General features: G+C 67.5%; 12 protein-coding genes. 4 read left to right on the forward strand and 8 right to left on the reverse strand.

Translation table 11 applies throughout. From position 1 onward, the window contains the following. Nucleotides 1-162: 162 nt before the first annotated feature. The 5 genes from narI to IEY68_RS19550 form a co-directional block, all read right to left on the reverse strand. Entirely contained in the window at nucleotides 163-927 is a 765-nt protein-coding gene (gene narI / locus IEY68_RS19530) for a respiratory nitrate reductase subunit gamma (protein ID WP_229718874.1), read from the reverse strand. After that, the gene (gene narJ / locus IEY68_RS19535; protein ID WP_063916282.1) at nucleotides 924-1,670 is read right to left on the reverse strand and encodes a nitrate reductase molybdenum cofactor assembly chaperone; all 747 of its coding nucleotides are present in this window, start codon (nucleotides 1,668-1,670) and stop codon (nucleotides 924-926) included. Before narJ ends, narI begins: the two co-directional genes overlap by 4 nt. Further along, on the reverse strand, nucleotides 1,667-3,343 hold the full coding sequence (gene narH, locus IEY68_RS19540) for a nitrate reductase subunit beta (RefSeq protein ID WP_058853858.1): 1,677 nt from the start codon (nucleotides 3,341-3,343) through the stop codon (nucleotides 1,667-1,669). The genes narJ and narH overlap by 4 nt, the downstream gene beginning before the upstream one ends. Continuing rightward, on the reverse strand, nucleotides 3,343-7,038 hold the full coding sequence (locus tag IEY68_RS19545) for a nitrate reductase subunit alpha (protein ID WP_058853857.1): 3,696 nt from the start codon (nucleotides 7,036-7,038) through the stop codon (nucleotides 3,343-3,345). The genes narH and IEY68_RS19545 overlap by 1 nt, the downstream gene beginning before the upstream one ends. 202 nt (nucleotides 7,039-7,240) lie before the next feature. Beyond that, nucleotides 7,241-8,476, reverse strand: a complete 1,236-nt coding sequence (locus IEY68_RS19550) for a nitrate/nitrite transporter (protein ID WP_229718875.1) — start codon at nucleotides 8,474-8,476, stop codon at nucleotides 7,241-7,243. Between the two features lie 306 nt (nucleotides 8,477-8,782). Between IEY68_RS19550 and IEY68_RS19555 the strand changes: the two genes are divergently transcribed. Then, a complete protein-coding gene (locus tag IEY68_RS19555) occupies nucleotides 8,783-9,529 on the forward strand; it encodes an RluA family pseudouridine synthase (protein ID WP_058853856.1) in 747 nt (248 codons plus the stop codon). A 389-nt stretch (nucleotides 9,530-9,918) separates the two neighbouring features. Beyond that, complete coding sequence (locus tag IEY68_RS19560) at nucleotides 9,919-10,695, forward strand: metallophosphoesterase (RefSeq protein ID WP_058853855.1); 777 nt, start codon at nucleotides 9,919-9,921, stop codon at nucleotides 10,693-10,695. Nucleotides 10,696-10,700: 5 nt separating this feature from the next. On the opposite strand, the gene IEY68_RS19565 is transcribed toward IEY68_RS19560, so the two are convergent. Next, nucleotides 10,701-11,753: an AraC family transcriptional regulator gene (locus IEY68_RS19565; RefSeq protein WP_058853854.1), complete on the reverse strand. Its 1,053-nt coding sequence runs from the start codon at nucleotides 11,751-11,753 to the stop codon at nucleotides 10,701-10,703. Between the two features lie 41 nt (nucleotides 11,754-11,794). Continuing rightward, a complete protein-coding gene (locus IEY68_RS19570; RefSeq protein ID WP_229718876.1) occupies nucleotides 11,795-12,709 on the reverse strand; it encodes a cation diffusion facilitator family transporter in 915 nt (304 codons plus the stop codon). A 212-nt stretch (nucleotides 12,710-12,921) separates the two neighbouring features. On the opposite strand from IEY68_RS19570, the gene IEY68_RS19575 reads away from it, so the two are divergent. Next, a complete protein-coding gene (locus IEY68_RS19575) occupies nucleotides 12,922-15,036 on the forward strand; it encodes an ABC transporter ATP-binding protein (protein ID WP_189094406.1) in 2,115 nt (704 codons plus the stop codon). Beyond that, nucleotides 15,033-15,767 carry a CbiQ family ECF transporter T component gene (locus tag IEY68_RS19580; RefSeq protein ID WP_058853852.1) on the forward strand — a complete coding sequence of 245 codons (735 nt, stop codon included), beginning with the start codon at nucleotides 15,033-15,035 and terminating at the stop codon, nucleotides 15,765-15,767. Before IEY68_RS19575 ends, IEY68_RS19580 begins: the two co-directional genes overlap by 4 nt. A gap of 150 nt (nucleotides 15,768-15,917) precedes the next feature. Here IEY68_RS19580 and IEY68_RS19585 read toward each other — a convergent pair whose 3' ends face one another. Next, a complete protein-coding gene (locus IEY68_RS19585; protein WP_058853851.1) occupies nucleotides 15,918-16,100 on the reverse strand; it encodes an antitoxin in 183 nt (60 codons plus the stop codon). Nucleotides 16,101-16,180 lie beyond the last annotated feature (80 nt).

Here is a 16,180-nt window from a genome sequence, read left to right on the forward strand (position 1 = left end):
GGAATCATCGTTCCGTCCCTGGACCACATCGATTTCCGCGCACGTCACGTGTTGACGCGTTGTTCACTTCTGGTTGGGCGACCATACGGTTGGTATCACCGGGGCGGACTGAACCGGTACATCACCGGCTTACCGCCCGAAGACCACAGCTAGGAAGTCGGATTACCGAATCCGCTCCCACCCCCGCCGCTCCGGCCGGGAACCCAGTTCCCGGTCGCGGCTGCGGTAGACGATATAGGGCCTGGTCAGGTATCCGAGCGGCATCGAGAACACATGGACCAGCCGGGTGAACGGCCAGAACGCGAACAGCAGCCAGGCGGCGAGCGCATGGAGCTGGAATCCGATGGGGGCGGCGAGGATCAGATCGGTGTCCGGGCGGAAGGACAGGATCGAGCGGAACCACGGGGAGACCGTCTGCCGATAGTCGTGGGGATGATTGTCGGCGTTGTTGACCACGGTGGTGCCGAACCCCAGGAGCAGTGTGCCGATGAGCAGCACATACATGATCTTGTCGTTGGTGGTGGTCGCGGAGAACACCGGGCCGATGGTGCGGCGGCGGTAGATGAGGATCGCGGCTCCCGCGAGGGTGGCTACTCCGGCCAGTATCCCGAGGATGGTCGACGCGGCGTGGTACACCCCCTCACCGATACCGATGCCCTCGGTCCAGCCCTCGGGTATCAACAGGCCGACGATATGGCCGAGGATCACCAGCAGGATCCCGTAGTGGAACAGCGGGCTACCCAGCCGGAGCAGCCGGTTCTCGTAGAGCTGGGAGGAACGGGTGGTCCAGCCGAACTTGTCGTAGCGGTAGCGCCAGTAGTGGCCCACCAGGAAAATCGCGATGGACGCGTAGGGCAGTGCGACCCACAGCAGAGTATCGCCGGCGGTGAGGTTTTCGCCCGGGGCGGCGAGCATGGTGATGTTCATCGACGCGCCTCCGTGTTCATCTGCCCGGCCTCCGGCGGGGCGGGTGATCCGGAGTAGACGGAGGAGGTGTCCGGACCGGCGCGGCCGGTTCCGGGGCGGGCCACGACCGGATCGGGGAGGTACTGCGGTGGGGTGAACGGGGCGAGGCCGACGGCTTCCTCGGGTGGGCCTTCGGCGATGAGCCGGGCGACGGCGTCTTCTTCGGAACCGGCCAGTGCGGGCAGGGTCGCGGTGACCGATTCGAGAATGTCCGCCCAGGGCGAGCCGGAGTCGCGCAGACCCCGGCGCATCACTTCCAGGCCGGCTCGATGCTCGATGAGCAGGCGTAACCCGGTTTCGGCGTTACCGGACGCGGCGAATTCGAGTACCACGGACAGGTGGTCGGGTAGTTCCTCGTCGGAGAGTTTCAGCCCGGCTTCGCGGTACGCCTGTTTGAAACGCAACAGCGCGACGCCGCGTTTGCGGGTGTCGCCGTAGGCGAAATAAGTGAGGTAGGGGCTGAACCGTTTGCGGTGATCGAAGGTCGCCACATAGTCGGCGGCGAGTTCGAACACCGACCGGGTGCGCACATGACTCAGGAACCGGGTGAGCGGAGCACCCACCGGCGAGGGCAGTGTCGCCGCCACCGTGCCCAGTAGATCCATGGTGCGGCGCAGTGATTCGTCCGGGTAGCCGAGCAGCAACGACTGCACCTGCCAGGCGGCGGCGCGGGCGGCCGGGTCCAGACCTCGGGCCGCCTTCATCGCTCGTCGTCCGCGTCGACGGATGCCGGACTGCCCTCGGGCGGGAAGAGCCCGTCGGGGACCTTTCCATCCCAGTTGAGCAGGTTCACCCGGCCACGTCCGCCGACGCTGGTGGCGGTTTCGGCGGTCTGCCGGTTGCGCAGCATGCGGAAGTTCTCCACCGCGATGGGCGATACCCCGCCCGAACCCTCCCCGAACGGGCCGGAATCGGTCATGCCCGGACCGCCTTCATAGTCCAGGCTGCATTCGGTGGCGAGTTCTTCCAACCCATGCGCCGATTCGGTATGCGCGGGCGGAATCACGTAGCGCTCGTCGTATTTGGCCAGGGCGAGCAGCCGGAACATATCGTAGATCTGCTCGCCGGTCATACCGACCGCCTCCGCGATACGTTCCTGCGGTTCGCGGCCGAGATTTATATCGCGCATATAGCTGCGCATGGCGGCCAATCGGCGAAGTACCGCGGTCACCGGTTCGGGGTCCCCGGCGGTGAACAGCTGCGCGAGATATTCCACCGGAATACGCAGGGCCTCGATCGCGGCGAAGAGATTGCCGTAGTCCTCGGCATCGTGACCGGTATCGCGGACGATATCGACCACCGGCGACAGCGGCGGGATGTACCAGACCATCGGCATGGTGCGGTATTCCGGATGCAGCGGCAGTGCGACCTTATAGGTGTTGATCAGCGCATAGATCGGCGAGCGGTCGGCGGCCTCCACCCAGTCCCACGGGATACCGGCGCGTTCGGCCGCGCGCCGCACCTCGGGATCGGCGGGATCGAGGAAGACCTCGCGCTGCGCTTCGTAGAGTCCCTGTTCGTCGGGTGTGGCCGCCGCTTCGAGTACCCTGTCGGCGTCGTAGAGAACCAAGCCGATATAGCGCAACCGGCCCACACAGGTTTCGGCGCAGACCGTCGGCAACCCGACCTCCACCCGCGGGAAACAGAACGTGCATTTCTCGGCTTTCCCGGTGCGGTGGTTGAAATAGACCTTCTTGTAAGGGCAGCCGGAGACACACATCCGCCAGCCCCGGCACCGGTCCTGGTCCACCAGGACGATTCCGTCCTCACTGCGTTTGTAGATCGCTCCCGAGGGGCACGATGCCGCGCAGGACGGATTCAGGCAGTGTTCGCAGATCCGCGGTAGATAGAACATGAAGGTCTGCTCGAATTCGAAGCGCACCCTCTCGGTGAGTTTGCGTAACAAGGGGTCGCGATCACCGAATTCGGGCGCGCCACCGAGATCGTCGTCCCAGTTCGCCGACCATTCGATTTTCGTGTCCTCGCCGGTGATGAGCGATTTCGGGCGGGCCACCGGGGTATGCCGCTGGGCGGGTGCGGTGGTGAGGTTCTCGTAGTCGTAGGTCCAGGGTTCGTAGTAGTCGCTCAACTCGGGCAGGATCGGATTGCTGAAGATCGTGAACAATTTGCGCAACCGGCCGCCGCCCTTGAGTTGCAGCCGGCCCCGGCGGTTCAGATCCCAGCCGCCGCGCCACCGGTCCTGATCCTCGTAGGTGCGCGGATATCCCTGTCCGGGCCGGGTCTCCACATTGTTGAACCACACGTATTCCACGCCCGACCGGTTCGTCCACGCCTGTTTGCAGGTGACCGAACAGGTGTGGCAGCCGATACATTTGTCGAGATTCATCACCATCGCCATCTGCGCCATCACCCGCATCAGTAGCTCACCTCCTGGCTGCGACGGCGGATCACGGTCACCTCGTCGCGTTGATTACCGGTGGGTCCGAGATAGTTGAACGCGAAACTGAGCTGGGCGTAGCCGCCGATGAGATGGCTGGGTTTGACCAGCAGCCGGGTCAGCGAATTGTGGATACCGCCGCGCTGCCCGGAGGTCTCGCTGATCGGCACATCGATGAGCCGGTCCTGCGCGTGGTACATGTACACGGTTCCGGCCGGCATCCGGTGCGAGACCACCGCCCGGGCCACCACCACACCGTTGCGGTTGACCGCCTCCACCCATTCGTTGTCGGCGACACCGATCGTCGCCGCGTCCCGTGGCGATATCCAGATGTTGGGTCCGCCGCGCGACAGACTCAGCATGAACAGATTGTCCTGGTATTCGGAGTGGATGGACCATTTGCTGTGTGGGGTGAGATAGCGGACGGTGACACCCAGTTCCCCCGTCGATCCCAGTACCGGTTCCCCGAACAGCGCCGCCATGTTCAGCGGCGGCCGATACACCGGCAGTCCCTCGCCGAGTTCGGTCATCCAATCGTGGTCGAGATAGAAATGCTGGCGGCCGGTGAGGGTATGCCAGGGTTTGCGGCGTTCGACGTTGATCGTGAACGGCGAATACCGGCGGCCACCTGTTTCCGACCCCGACCATTCCGGTGAGGTGATCACCGGGACCGGCGCGGCCTGAGTATCGGCGAAAGTGATCTGTTTGCCCTCGTGCTCGGCGGCCAGATCGGCCAGCCGGACCCCCGTGCGCTGCTCGAGTGTCCGGAAACCCTCGGTGGCCAGACGGCCGTTGGTGGTGCCGGACAAGGCCAGGATCGCCTCGCAGGCCTGGATACCGCGCTGCAACGACGGCCGCCCGTCGGCCGGGCCACCGCGGATCACTCCGTTCTTGTGCCGTAGATATTCGACCTCGGGACCGAAATCGAAGGTGACGCCCTTCGTGGTGCCGCCGAGCTTTTCCGCCAGCGGGCCCAGCGCGCTCATCTTCGCCGCGATCGCGCCGTAATCGCGCTCCACCACCACCAATTTCGGCATGGTGACCCCTGGGACCGGTTCGACATCCCCGGTCTTCCAGTCCGCGACCCGGCCGTGCGGTGTGGCGAGCTCGTCGGGAGTGTCGTGCAACAGCGGCACCGCCACCACATCCTTGCGGACCCCGAGCCGGGGACCGGCTAGTTCGCTGAATTTCTCCGCGATCGCCCGGAAGGCGTCCCAATCGGTGCGGGTCTGCCACGGCGGTGCGATGGCCGGGTTGAACGAATGCACGAAGGGGTGCATATCGGTGGTGTTCAGATCGTGCTTCTCGTACCAGGTCGCGGCGGGCAGCACGACATCGGAGAACAGCGTGGTGCCGGTCATCCGGAAATCCAGGGTCAGCAGTAGGTCCAGCTTGCCGCGCGGAGCGTCGGGCCGCCACACCACATCACGCGGGCGGGCCCCCGCCGGAGTCTGTTTGGCGCGCAGCGAGGATTCGGTGCCCAGTAGATGTTCGAGGAAGTATTCGTTGCCCTTGGCCGAGGAACCCAGCAGATTGGCCCGCCACACACTCAGCACCCGGGGGAAGTTCTCGGGTGCGTCCGGGTCCTCGCAGGCGAAGCGCATACGGCCGGAACGCAGTTCGGACACCACATACCCGGCCAGCGACCCGCCCTGAGCTTCGGCGGCTTCGACCAAATCCAGCGGGTTGCGGTCGAAGGTGGGATAGGACGGCATCCAGCCCAGCCGCGCGGATTGCGCGATCACATCGGCGGTACTCATCCCCCCCAGCCGGCCGGCGCCGGGCGTGGCCGAGAGCTTGTCCGCGCCGAACCAGTCGTAGCGGAACTGGTCGGAATGCAGGTACCAGAACGCGGTCTGGATCATCTGGCGCGGCGGCCGCGACCAGTCCAGCCCCGACGCCAGCTGTGCCCATCCGGTGACCGGACGGCATTTCTCCTGCCCCACGTAATGCGCCCAGCCACCGCCGTTCACGCCCTGGCATCCGGTGAGCGTGGTCAGGGCGAGAAACGCACGGTAGATCGTGTCGGAGTGGAACCAGTGGTTGGTGCCGGCGCCCATGATGATCATCGAGCGGCCGTGGCTCTCCTCGGCGTTGCCCGCGAACTCGCGCGCGATCCGCAGTACCGCCGAGGCCGGAACACCGGTGATCGATTCCTGCCAGGCAGGCGTGTAGGGCTGGGAGGGATCGTCGTAGTCGATCGGCCACGACCCCGGCAGGCCCTTCCGGTGCACACCGAACTGCGCCAGCATCAGATCGAACACGGTGGTGACGAGGTGACCGTTCACCCGGCGCACCGGCACACCGCGCAGCGTCGTGGTGTCGTCACCGCCCACCGTGTCGAACCGGGGCAGCCGCACCGGGACCGCGGTATCGCCGAACAGTGTCAGCCGCGGCACCACGCCTCGGAGATCGAGATTCCAGTTCCCCACCCCGGCTTCGCCGTAGCGATGGCCGACCGAACCGTTCGGGACGACCGGACGACCGTCGGCGTCGAGCACCACGGTTTTGAACGCGGCATTCTCCACCCCGGCGTGTTCGTCGAGATCCGCCGCTGTCAGGAACTTGCCCGCGACGTAGCCGTCCGCGGTCTCCTCCACCCGCACCAGGAACGGCAGATCGGTGAACTGACGGACGTAGCTGGTGAAATACGGCACCTCACGTTCGACGAAGAACTCGCGCAGCACCACATGCCCCATGGCCATGGCCAGCGCGCCGTCGGTTCCGGGATGCGGGGCCAGCCATTCATCGGCGAACTTCACATTGTCGGCGTAATCCGGGGAGACCGCGACGACCTTCTGCCCGCGATAGCGAGCCTCGGTCATCCAGTGCGCGTCCGGAGTGCGGGTCACCGGCAGATTCGATCCCCACATGATCAGATAACCGGCGTCCCACCAGTCCCCCGATTCCGGGACGTCGGTCTGGTCGCCGAACACCTGCGGTGAGGCCACCGGCAGATCCGCGTACCAGTCGTAGAAGGACAGCATCGTCCCGCCCACCAGCGAAACGAACCGGGCACCCGACGCGTGCGACACCATCGACATCGCCGGAATCGGCGAGAATCCCGCGATCCGGTCCGGCCCGTACCGGGCGATGGTGTAGATATGGGCGGCCGCGATCATCTCGGTCGCCTCGTCCCAGGTGGCCCGCACCAAACCGCCCTTACCGCGCGCGGATTTGTAGCGTCGCGCCGATTCCGGGTCTTCGACGATGGTCTCCCACGCGGTCACCGGATCGCCGGTCGCCGCCTTCGCGGCCCGGTACATCTCCAGCAGCACGCCGCGGATATACGGATAACGCACCCGGGTGGGCGAATAGGTGTACCAGGAGAACGCCGCGCCACGCGGACACCCGCGCGGCTCGTACTCGGGTTTGTCCGGGCCCACCGACGGATAGTCGGTCTGCTGGGTCTCCCAGGTGATGATCCCGTCTTTGACATAGATCTTCCAAGAACACGATCCGGTGCAGTTCACCCCGTGCGTGGACCGCACCACCTTGTCGTGACTCCAGCGGTCCCGGTAGAACTCGTCCGCCTGCCGGCCACCGACCTCGAACATCGAACGCCGGTCCGCGGACACTTTCGCGCGGGTGAAGAACCGCCGGGTGCCCACCAGCGCGTCGGTCAGCCCGTCGTCGAGCCCCGCGTGCCCCGAGCCACGGCGGTTGTGGATCATAGAGTCTCCTTCGAAAGGTGTACATGCGGTCCGCGGAGGCCGTAGCGAAGGCGGAGGTATCGCACCTCCTTCGAAGCAGTTTCATGCGGTCCGCGGAGGCCGCAGCGAAGGCGGAGGTATCGCAAATGAAGCCTCCTCCCGAGCAGTGTGATGCGAGCCGCGGAGGCCGCAGCGAAGGCGGAGGTATCGCAGTATCGCAGCATCAGGTCTGGTTCTGATCGACCTGCCGCCGTACCACGATCACCGTGAACAGCAGCGCGACGAGTGCCACGACCGCGAGCGCCAGCAGACCCGGCCCGTAATCCTCGGTGGCCTCGTAGATGGTGCCCATCACCAGCGGCGGCACGAATCCGCCCAGCCCACCGGCCGCCCCCACGAACCCGGTGACCGCCCCGACCTTGCCCGGTGGCGCGATCAGGGCGACCAGCGCGAAGGTGGCGCCGCTACCGGCCCCGAGGGCGGCGGCCAGTGCGAGGAAGGCGATGGTGCCGATGGGCGCGAGATCGGGAGTCGCGGCTTGGACGGAGGCGGCGATCACGACGACACACAGCGTGGTCGCGAGGACGGTCGGAGCGTCGAACCGATCCGCCAGCCAGCCGCCGACCGGTCGCATGATCACCGCGAGCAGGACGAACCCGGCCATACGGTTGGCCGCGTCGGTCTGCGACAGGTCGTAGGCGGTGCGTAGATAGGAGGGCAGATATACGGAGAACGCCACGAAACCACCGAACGAGACGGCGTACAGGGCCGAAGCCGCCCAGGTCACCGGTAATCGCACCGTCTCGTTCAACCGGGCGGTGATCGACTCGGCCGACGGTGTGCGACCGGGCGCGTCACGCAGCAGGTACCAGGCGACGATCGCGTAGATCACCAGCGCGGCCGCGCACAACAGAAAGGGTGTGGCGGTATCGACCGCGTCCACCAGTCGCACCGTGGTCAGGGCGCTGATCGCGGTACCACCCATACCCATGCCGTACACACCGATCGCCAGCCCCTGTTTCTCCGGCGGAAACCACGCGCTCACGAACGGCACCCCGACCGCGAACACCGTGCCGGCGACACCGAGGAAGAACCCACCGATCAGCAGCGCCGCCAGCGCGGAATGCCCGACGAGCCCCAGGAACAGCACGGGGACCACGGTGATCAGCGAGACCACCGGGAACATCAGTCGGCCGCCGTAGCGGTCGGCCAGCGCGCCGATCGGGATCCGCCCCAGCGAACCCACGATCACCGGAACAGCGACCACCAGCGACTCCTGGACGGAGTTCAGCCCGAGCTCGTCGCGGAATCGCGGCGCCAGCGGACTGAGCAGGGCCCACGCCCAGAAGTTGAGCGCGAACCCCACCGTGGCCAGGATCAGCATCAGGGTCCGCCCACCGGTCACGACCCGGTCACCGGCCGTGGACCGGCCGAAATTGCGCGGAGTCGAAGAGGCCACCATCACTCCTGGGGAGATCGGTCCGGCTAGCTCTCGCGCCCGATGGACACTGGTCCACGACGAACCCGCTCGACGGGCGATTCGATCATCGAACGCGGCCGGAAAGGCGAAGCCCTCCCGAACCGCCGTCTGCGATATCACTGACTCACGGCCTACTGTCCGCCATTGTGCCTCTACCGGCCCCGACTCGCGGCCCTCCCGGGATCCCGGGAGTTTCGTGATATCACCGGTACCGGCACACATGTCGACAGTCGCATCTCGACAGTCCAGACAGGCAGCGGTCTGTTGTGGGCCTAGGCTCGTCCGGTGGATATCGACTGGCCCGAGCTGCGCGCCCGCAGCCTGCTCACCGAGGACGAGGCGATTCTGGCGCTGAACAAACCGGCCGGGATCTCGGTCACCGGGGAGCGCCACGACAGCGATATCGTGGCCGCCGCCGAGGAGCACGGCGAGAAGCTGTATCCGGTCCACCGGATCGACAAGGTGACCTCGGGCCTGATCCTGTTCGCCCGGGACCTGTCCGCGCACGGCCCGCTGACCCGCCAGTTCAACAAGCAGACAGCCGAGAAGGTGTATCTGGCGCTCGTCGCCTCCGGCTCGCACGGACTCCCGGAGTCCGGCACCATCGAACTCCCGCTCAGCGTGGGCCGCAAGAACCGCGTCCGGGTCGCCGCCCCCCGCGAAACCATCCGGCGCGACGGCGATCGCTGGTCCGTCGCCGAATCGGACCTGCTGAACACCAAGAACTATCCCTCGACCACCGAGTTCACCGTCCTGACCCGCCACCCCGACCACACCGTCGTAGCGTTGCGCCCGATCACCGGCCGCCGACACCAGCTGCGCGTACACCTGGCCTGGATCGGCCACCCGATCCTGGGCGACCCACTCTTCGACCGCTCCGGCGCCACGGCGCGCGCCCATCTGCACTCCTGGCGCCTGACCCTGGCCGCCGACTGGCGCCCCAACGGCCTGCTGTCCCTGGAAGCGCCACCCGGTGACGACTTCTGGTCGCCGCTGCCGGGCCCACCGCCGGTCCTACCCGGACCCCGGTGACTTCCCGGATTCCGGGAAACGACGCGGGCAGCTGCCGAAGCCGGCGACTCCGCGCGGGCGCGGCAGCCTCGGGTGAGCCCCGGCCGGATCCCGCGCCGGGAAGCCTCGCGACCGAGTCCACATCTCGCACACCTCGCGACGGCGGTGTCCTCCCTCATACCCACGCTGTTCATGCCGGTCACCTCCCCTAAGCTGGCTGATGGACCCAACGCCGGACAGGGACCCCACGCGGTGTCGAGTCTTACGAGACCCTGAAAGGGGCGAGGCCGTCCCACCGTTGCGCCCGCGAAGCGCATGCGCCGCAGGCGCGAGTCTCGCGGGCGCAACGGTGGGACTTCGGGGCCTCGGCCCCGCGCGCCGGAGGCGCGCAATTGAACACAGGAGGCCCGATGATCCTGGTGGCCCAGGTCAGCGATACACATTTCGATCTCGGTACCCGTAACGTCGAACGCGCGCAACGGGTCATGGCCTATCTCGCGGACCTGCGGCGGCGGCCCGATGTGATCGTGGTGACCGGCGATATCACCGATTCCGGGAAACCCGAGCAGTACGCCGAAGCCCGGTCGGCGCTACAGGCCGATCTCCCGGTTCTCGCGATTCCGGGTAATCACGACGAACGCGCCGCATTCCGCGAGGTGCTGCTGGGCGCTCCCCCGCTCACCGACCCCGTCAATCACGCCCACCGGGTCGGCAGCCTGACATTGATCCTGCTGGATTCCAGTGTCCCCGGTCAGTCCGGTGGAAGGCTGACCGAAGAGACCTACGACTGGTTGCACGCCACCCTCGCCGAAACCCCCGCCGACGACGCCGTTCTGCTGGCGCTGCACCATCCGCCGGTTTTCCTGCACAGCCCGATCGTGGACTCCATCGCCCTGGCCGGCCCGGAGCGCCTGGCCGCCGTGATCGCCGGGGACGAACGGATCATCGGGACCCTGGCCGGGCACGCGCATACGGCCGCGGTCGCCACATTCGCGGGGCGTCCGCTGCTCATGGGTCCGAGTACGGCGTCGGTGCTGGGCGGTGAATGGGAGCTGGCGCCGCCCGAGCGGGTGATGGATTACGCACCGGATCCAGCGATCGCATTGCACGTGGTCGACGATCAACACCGGCTGATCACGCATTTCCGCACCGTCCCGATGGGGGGCTGGATCGGTACTCCGTTCTGATCGGGTCAGTACCGGCGGGCGTGGGCGCGGCGATAGGCGGCGGGAGTACCGCCCGTCCAGCGCCGGAAGGCGTAGATGAAAGTCGATGCCTCCGCGTAGCCGAGCCGGATCGCCACATCGCTCACCGACAGAGGTGTCGTGGTCAGCATCTCCTCCGCCAGAGCTTGGCGGACCTCGTCGAGTAGCGCGCGATAGCTCGTACCGGCCGCGTCGAGATGGCGGCGCAGGGTGCGGGTACTCATGTTCAGATCGGTGGCGACGGTATCGATACCGGGGGGCGCGGCAAGACGGTCCAGCCCGCCGCGCGGCACCAGCCGGGCCCGCACCTCCGCGGCGATCCCGGTCCGTGCCCGCCGCCGGTGCACCAGGTCCCGGCACTGGGCCAGGCAGATGGCCAGGGTGTGCTCGTTGGCCTGCGGCAGCGGCTGATCCAGGATCGCCGGATCGATGGCCACCAGGTTGTGCGGCTGCCCGAACCGCGGCCGGGCCACGGTCACCTCGGCGATCAGGTCGGCGTAGGGCGGTTCGGGGAACCGGAATTCCGCGCGCAGCAGGGCCAGATGCCGGCCCAGCAGATCGCTCATCACCTGATGCATGGCCGTCACATCGCGTTCCACCAGGAACCGGCGTACATCGGCGGGTACCGATTCGTCGTGGATGCGGCCGATGAATTCCCCGTGCTCCCACTGGGTGACCGGCAGGCAGAAGGTGAAGCTCAGCTCGAGATAGCGCAGGGCGAAATCGATGGCCTCGGCCAGCGTCGGACTGCTGACACAGGCGAATCCGAAGATCCCGAAGGTGGTGATGCGGTAGCGCCGGCCCACCTCGATCCCCATTCCGGGGCGGTCCAGTTCGCGGACCAGGTTGCGCACCACCGCGAGTTCGGTATGCGCGTCGATCTGGGCGTCCGGGTCGTGTAGCCGGGCTTCGGTGAGATCGGTCCCGCGTAGCAGCGCCACCGTGGGGACCCCGTGCTCGGCCCCGTACGCGGCCATGAGCGCGACGCTGGCGACTCCACGGGGAAAGTCCCAGTCCCGGATCGACGGACGCTGCACCATCCCGACATTATGGCCGAATATCTCGATTGATCGTTACGGGGTCACCAGGACAGCTCGGCACAGCGGCGGGCGCTATCGGTGGTCTCGACCTGGAGGGTCGCGTGCTGGATATGGAACCGGTCGGCCAGCAGCCGCTGGGCCGCGCGCAGGATCTCGTCACCGGAATCGGAGCCCGTGGTGGTGATATGAGCCGAGGCGACCTCCATTCCCGAGGTCAGCGTCCAGACGTGGAGATCGTGGACATCACAGACCCCGGGGACGGCGGCCAGTTCGTCCGCCACCTTCTCGACGTCGAGTTCTTCGGGGCTGTGCTGGAACAGGATGCGCAGCGACCGCCGGGCCAGCAGATAGGTCCGGGGCAGTACCCAGAGGCCGATCGCGACGCCGACGACCATATCGGCGTAGAGCCAGCCGGTGGTCAGCGTGATCGCGGCGGATACCAGGACACCGAACGAACCGATCATATCGGCCAGTACCTCGAGATAGGCCCCGCGCACATTGAGGCTCTCCTCGGCCCCGCGACGCAACAGCAGGAAGGCCGCGATATTGGCCACCAGACCGATCGCACCCGCGGCGAGCACCGGACCACCGGGCACCTCCGGCGGCTCCCCGAACCGGCGCGCGGCCTCGATCAGTACGTATCCGGCGACCGCGAACAGCAGTACGGCGTTGGCGAGCGCGGCGATCACCTCGGCACGGTAGTAACCGAAGGTGCGTGTATAGCTCGGACGGGTGTTGCGGGCCAGCATGATCGCCGACAGCGCCATGGCGATACCCACCACGTCGGTGAGCATATGGGCGGCATCCGAGAGCAGTGCCAGCGAACCGGTGACCACTGCGAACACCAACTCGATCAGCATGAATCCCATGCCGATGGCCAGTGCCAGAGCCAGACGGCCGACATACTTCCCGGAGGCGCTCTCCGGTGATACGTGATGCGTATGATCATGTCCCACCCGACAAACATATGCGTCAATGCGCATGCTTGCAACACCTTCGATTCGCGCCCACCGCCCCGGCTGGCAGACTTGACTTCGTGAGTGACCAGTCCGCAGCCACCCGCCCCGGCGAACCGGACCGAGGCCCCGGCGCCACCGCGCTCGGCTCGCGCGGGCCCGACGCCACACCGGACGGGACCGAGCAGAGCGGACTCGAGCGCGGTACCGCCCTGCGCCCGATCGAGCTCGCCACCGGGGCCGTACTGGGCGGAGTCACCGTCGGGCTGGTGACCATCGGCACCGTCGTACCCTTCGCGGCCGCGCTCCAACTCGTCGCGGCGGTGCCCATGGGCCTGCTCGCGCACCGCTACCGCTTCCGGGCCGTATTCACCGCCTCGGTATCGGCCGCCCTGGTCACCTTCGTGGCGGCCGGGCTCACCGCCGCCATGGCGATGGTCGCCACCGCCACCATCGGTGGCATCGTCGGCACGGTCAAACGCCGCCACGGTGGCCTCGTCGCGGTCACCGGGCTGTCGCTTCTCGCGGGCGTCGCCTGGGGAGCGTTCTCGATCGGGTTCTTGCTGACCTTCTCCGCGACCCGCAACCTGCTCTTCGACACCCTCCGCAATACCGCGACCGGCCTGAACGAGCTCACTTCCCGCCAGCAGCACCTGGAACCCCTGGGCCGCGGCGTACTGCGTCTCACCGAAACGATCCTGCAGTGGTGGTGGGTCTATATCGGCGGCACAGTCATGGCCGGGACCGTGGTCACCGCCCTGGTCTCGTGGTTCGTACTCGGTTCCGTCCTGGACCGGCTCGCCTGGCTGCCCGGCACCGACCGGCTCGACGCGCCCGCCGACCACCGCCCGATCGCACCGCTACCGGTCGCCCTGCGCGCCGCCGCATACCGGTACCCCGGTGCCCCCGCGGACGCGCTGACCGGTATCCATCTGCGGGTCGAAGTCGGCGAGTTCGTCGCGGTGGTCGGGCACAACGGTTCGGGCAAATCGACCCTCACCCGGCTGCTGGCCGGACTGCCGCCCAGCAGCGGCACAGTCGACCGTCCCGGTTCCGCGGGACTGGGCCACCGCGGCGGAACCGCGCTGGTCCTCCAGCGACCGGAGAGCCAGACACTCGGTGTACTGGTCGCCGACGATGTCGTCTGGGGTCTGCCGGCCGCGCCGGCGGCCGAGGTGGATATCGACGCCCTCCTGCACGAGGTCGGCCTGGACGGGATGGGCGACCGGGAAACCGCGACCCTGTCCGGCGGTCAGCAGCAGCGGCTGGCGGTCGCGGCGGCCCTCGCCCGCCGGCCGGCCCTGCTCATCGCCGACGAAGCCACCTCGATGATCGACCCGGACGGTCGCCGCGAACTGGTGACGCTGCTGGCCGCGCTGCCGAAACGGCATGCCATGGCGGTGGTGCTGGTAACCCATCACGAAGCCGACGCCGACGCCGCCGACCGCGTGGTGCACCTGGCCGCGGGCCGGATGGTCGACCATCTCCCGGCCTGGCCGAAACCGGCCCGTGCGCAACGCCGCCGTCCCATGGGCGACACACTGCTCGAACTACGCGGAGTCCGGCACACCTACAACCGCGGCACGCCCTGGGAGGCGCCCGCGCTGCACGGGGTCGATCTGTCGGTGCGACGCGGCGAGGCGTTGCTGGTCGTCGGCGGGAACGGGTCCGGAAAATCGACGCTGGCCTGGATCATGGCCGGGCTCATCGCGCCCAGCACCGGGCGCTGCGATCTGGCGGGAAAACCGGTCAGCAAACAGATCGGCCGGGTGGAACTGGCCTTCCAGCATTCGCGGCTGCAGTTGCAGCGGCACACCGTCGGTGAGGAGGTCGCCGACTGGGGTGGTGACGGCACCGGATCGGGCACCGTGGGCAAAGCTCTCGACGCCGTCGGCCTGGACCGCGCACTGACCACCCGGTCCATCGAAGAACTCAGCGGCGGTCAGGCGAAGCGGGTGGTGCTGGCGGCCATCGTCGCCGCTCACCCGCAGGTGGTGGTCTTGGACGAACCGCTCGCCGGGCTGGACCCGGAGGGCCGGGCCGATATCGTCGAACTGCTGGCACGCCTGCGTGATTCGGGCCTCACGCTGATCGTCATCTCACACGATGTCGAGGATGTGGCCACCATCTGCGACCGCATAGTCCACCTGCGCGCGGGCCGGATCCCGGAAACCGAGGCCGCACAGGTCCCCGTTCCCGGAACGGAAGCCGATACCGCGCCCGCCCCGCCCGACCCACCCGGCCCGGCGCGCCACCCGGCCCCGGGCCCCGCCTGGCGGTTGCGCGGTGGCGACGCCCACGGTATCGATCGAGGAGGTGCGCGATGAGCACCGTACTGCTGCGCCGGGTCCCGGTGACCAGCCCGGTCCACAACCTGTGGGCCGGAACCAAAATGATCGCCGCGTTCCTGATCAGTCTGCTGCTGATGGTCCTGCCGAGCTGGCCGATCCTCGGCATCATGATCGTGTTCCTGATCGCGATCGGCCTCGTGGCGCGGCTGCCGCTCGGGGTGGTGCCCCGGCTGCCGTTCCTTTTCTGGCTGTTGATCGGATTGGGCGCATTGATCAATGTGCCCGTCGGCGGCGCCGCCGTCCTGCGCTACGCGCAGGTGGTGGTGTTCGGACTGATCCTGGTGGCGGCGTCCATGCTCATCGCCTGGACCACCCCCATGAGCGAGATCGCACCGGCACTGGCGACTCTCGGCCGTCCGCTGCGCGCACTGCGTGTCCCGGTGGACGAACTGGCGGTGGTAGTCGCCCTCACCCTGCGCGGTCTACCGTTACTGCTGGAGGAGATCCGTATTCTGCGTGCCGCCCGCCGGCTACGCCCCAAACCCGATCTGCTGCACCGCACCACCGACCCGGTGATCGATATCCTCACCGCCGCCATGGCCGTCTCCACCCGGCGAGCCGGGGAACTGGGCGAGGCGATCACCGCGCGGGGCGGGACGGGTCAACTCACCGCACGCCCGGCCACCCCGGGCCGCAACGACGCCCTCGCCCTGGCAGTGGTCGTGGCGGTATGCGCCGCCGCTCTGACGCTGGAAATACTGTTGTGAGGAATCGGCGCCACTGGTGAATTCACCGGGCGCCGGATCGGTTCGAGATGGTCTCGCGCATCGCCGCGACGATGTGCCGTCGCGGCGTGCCGAGATCGACTCTCCCGTACTACCGAAGCGGTCGACCGGATCGATCCGATCCGTGCTCGCTCACTTCTTCTGGTCGCGCACAGCTTTCCGTGCCGCCTCCTGTGCTTTGTCCACCTGCCCCGCGTACTTACCGCCGGTCTTCTTGTCGACCGCGTCGCCGACCTTTTCGATCAGCGGGTCCACCTTGTCGGCGTTCTTGCGCGCCAAACCCAGTGCCTTGTTCGCCAAGCCCTTGAAATCCATCGTCTGCTCCTTGCTCGAACTCGCTCGGACATCACAGTACCCAGCGAATTCGGGACACGGGCGCAGCGAAGACAGGACGG

Source organism: Nocardia jinanensis (genome assembly GCF_014645735.1).
In the GTDB taxonomy this organism is placed as follows: Bacteria; Actinomycetota; Actinomycetes; order Mycobacteriales; family Mycobacteriaceae; genus Nocardia; species Nocardia jinanensis.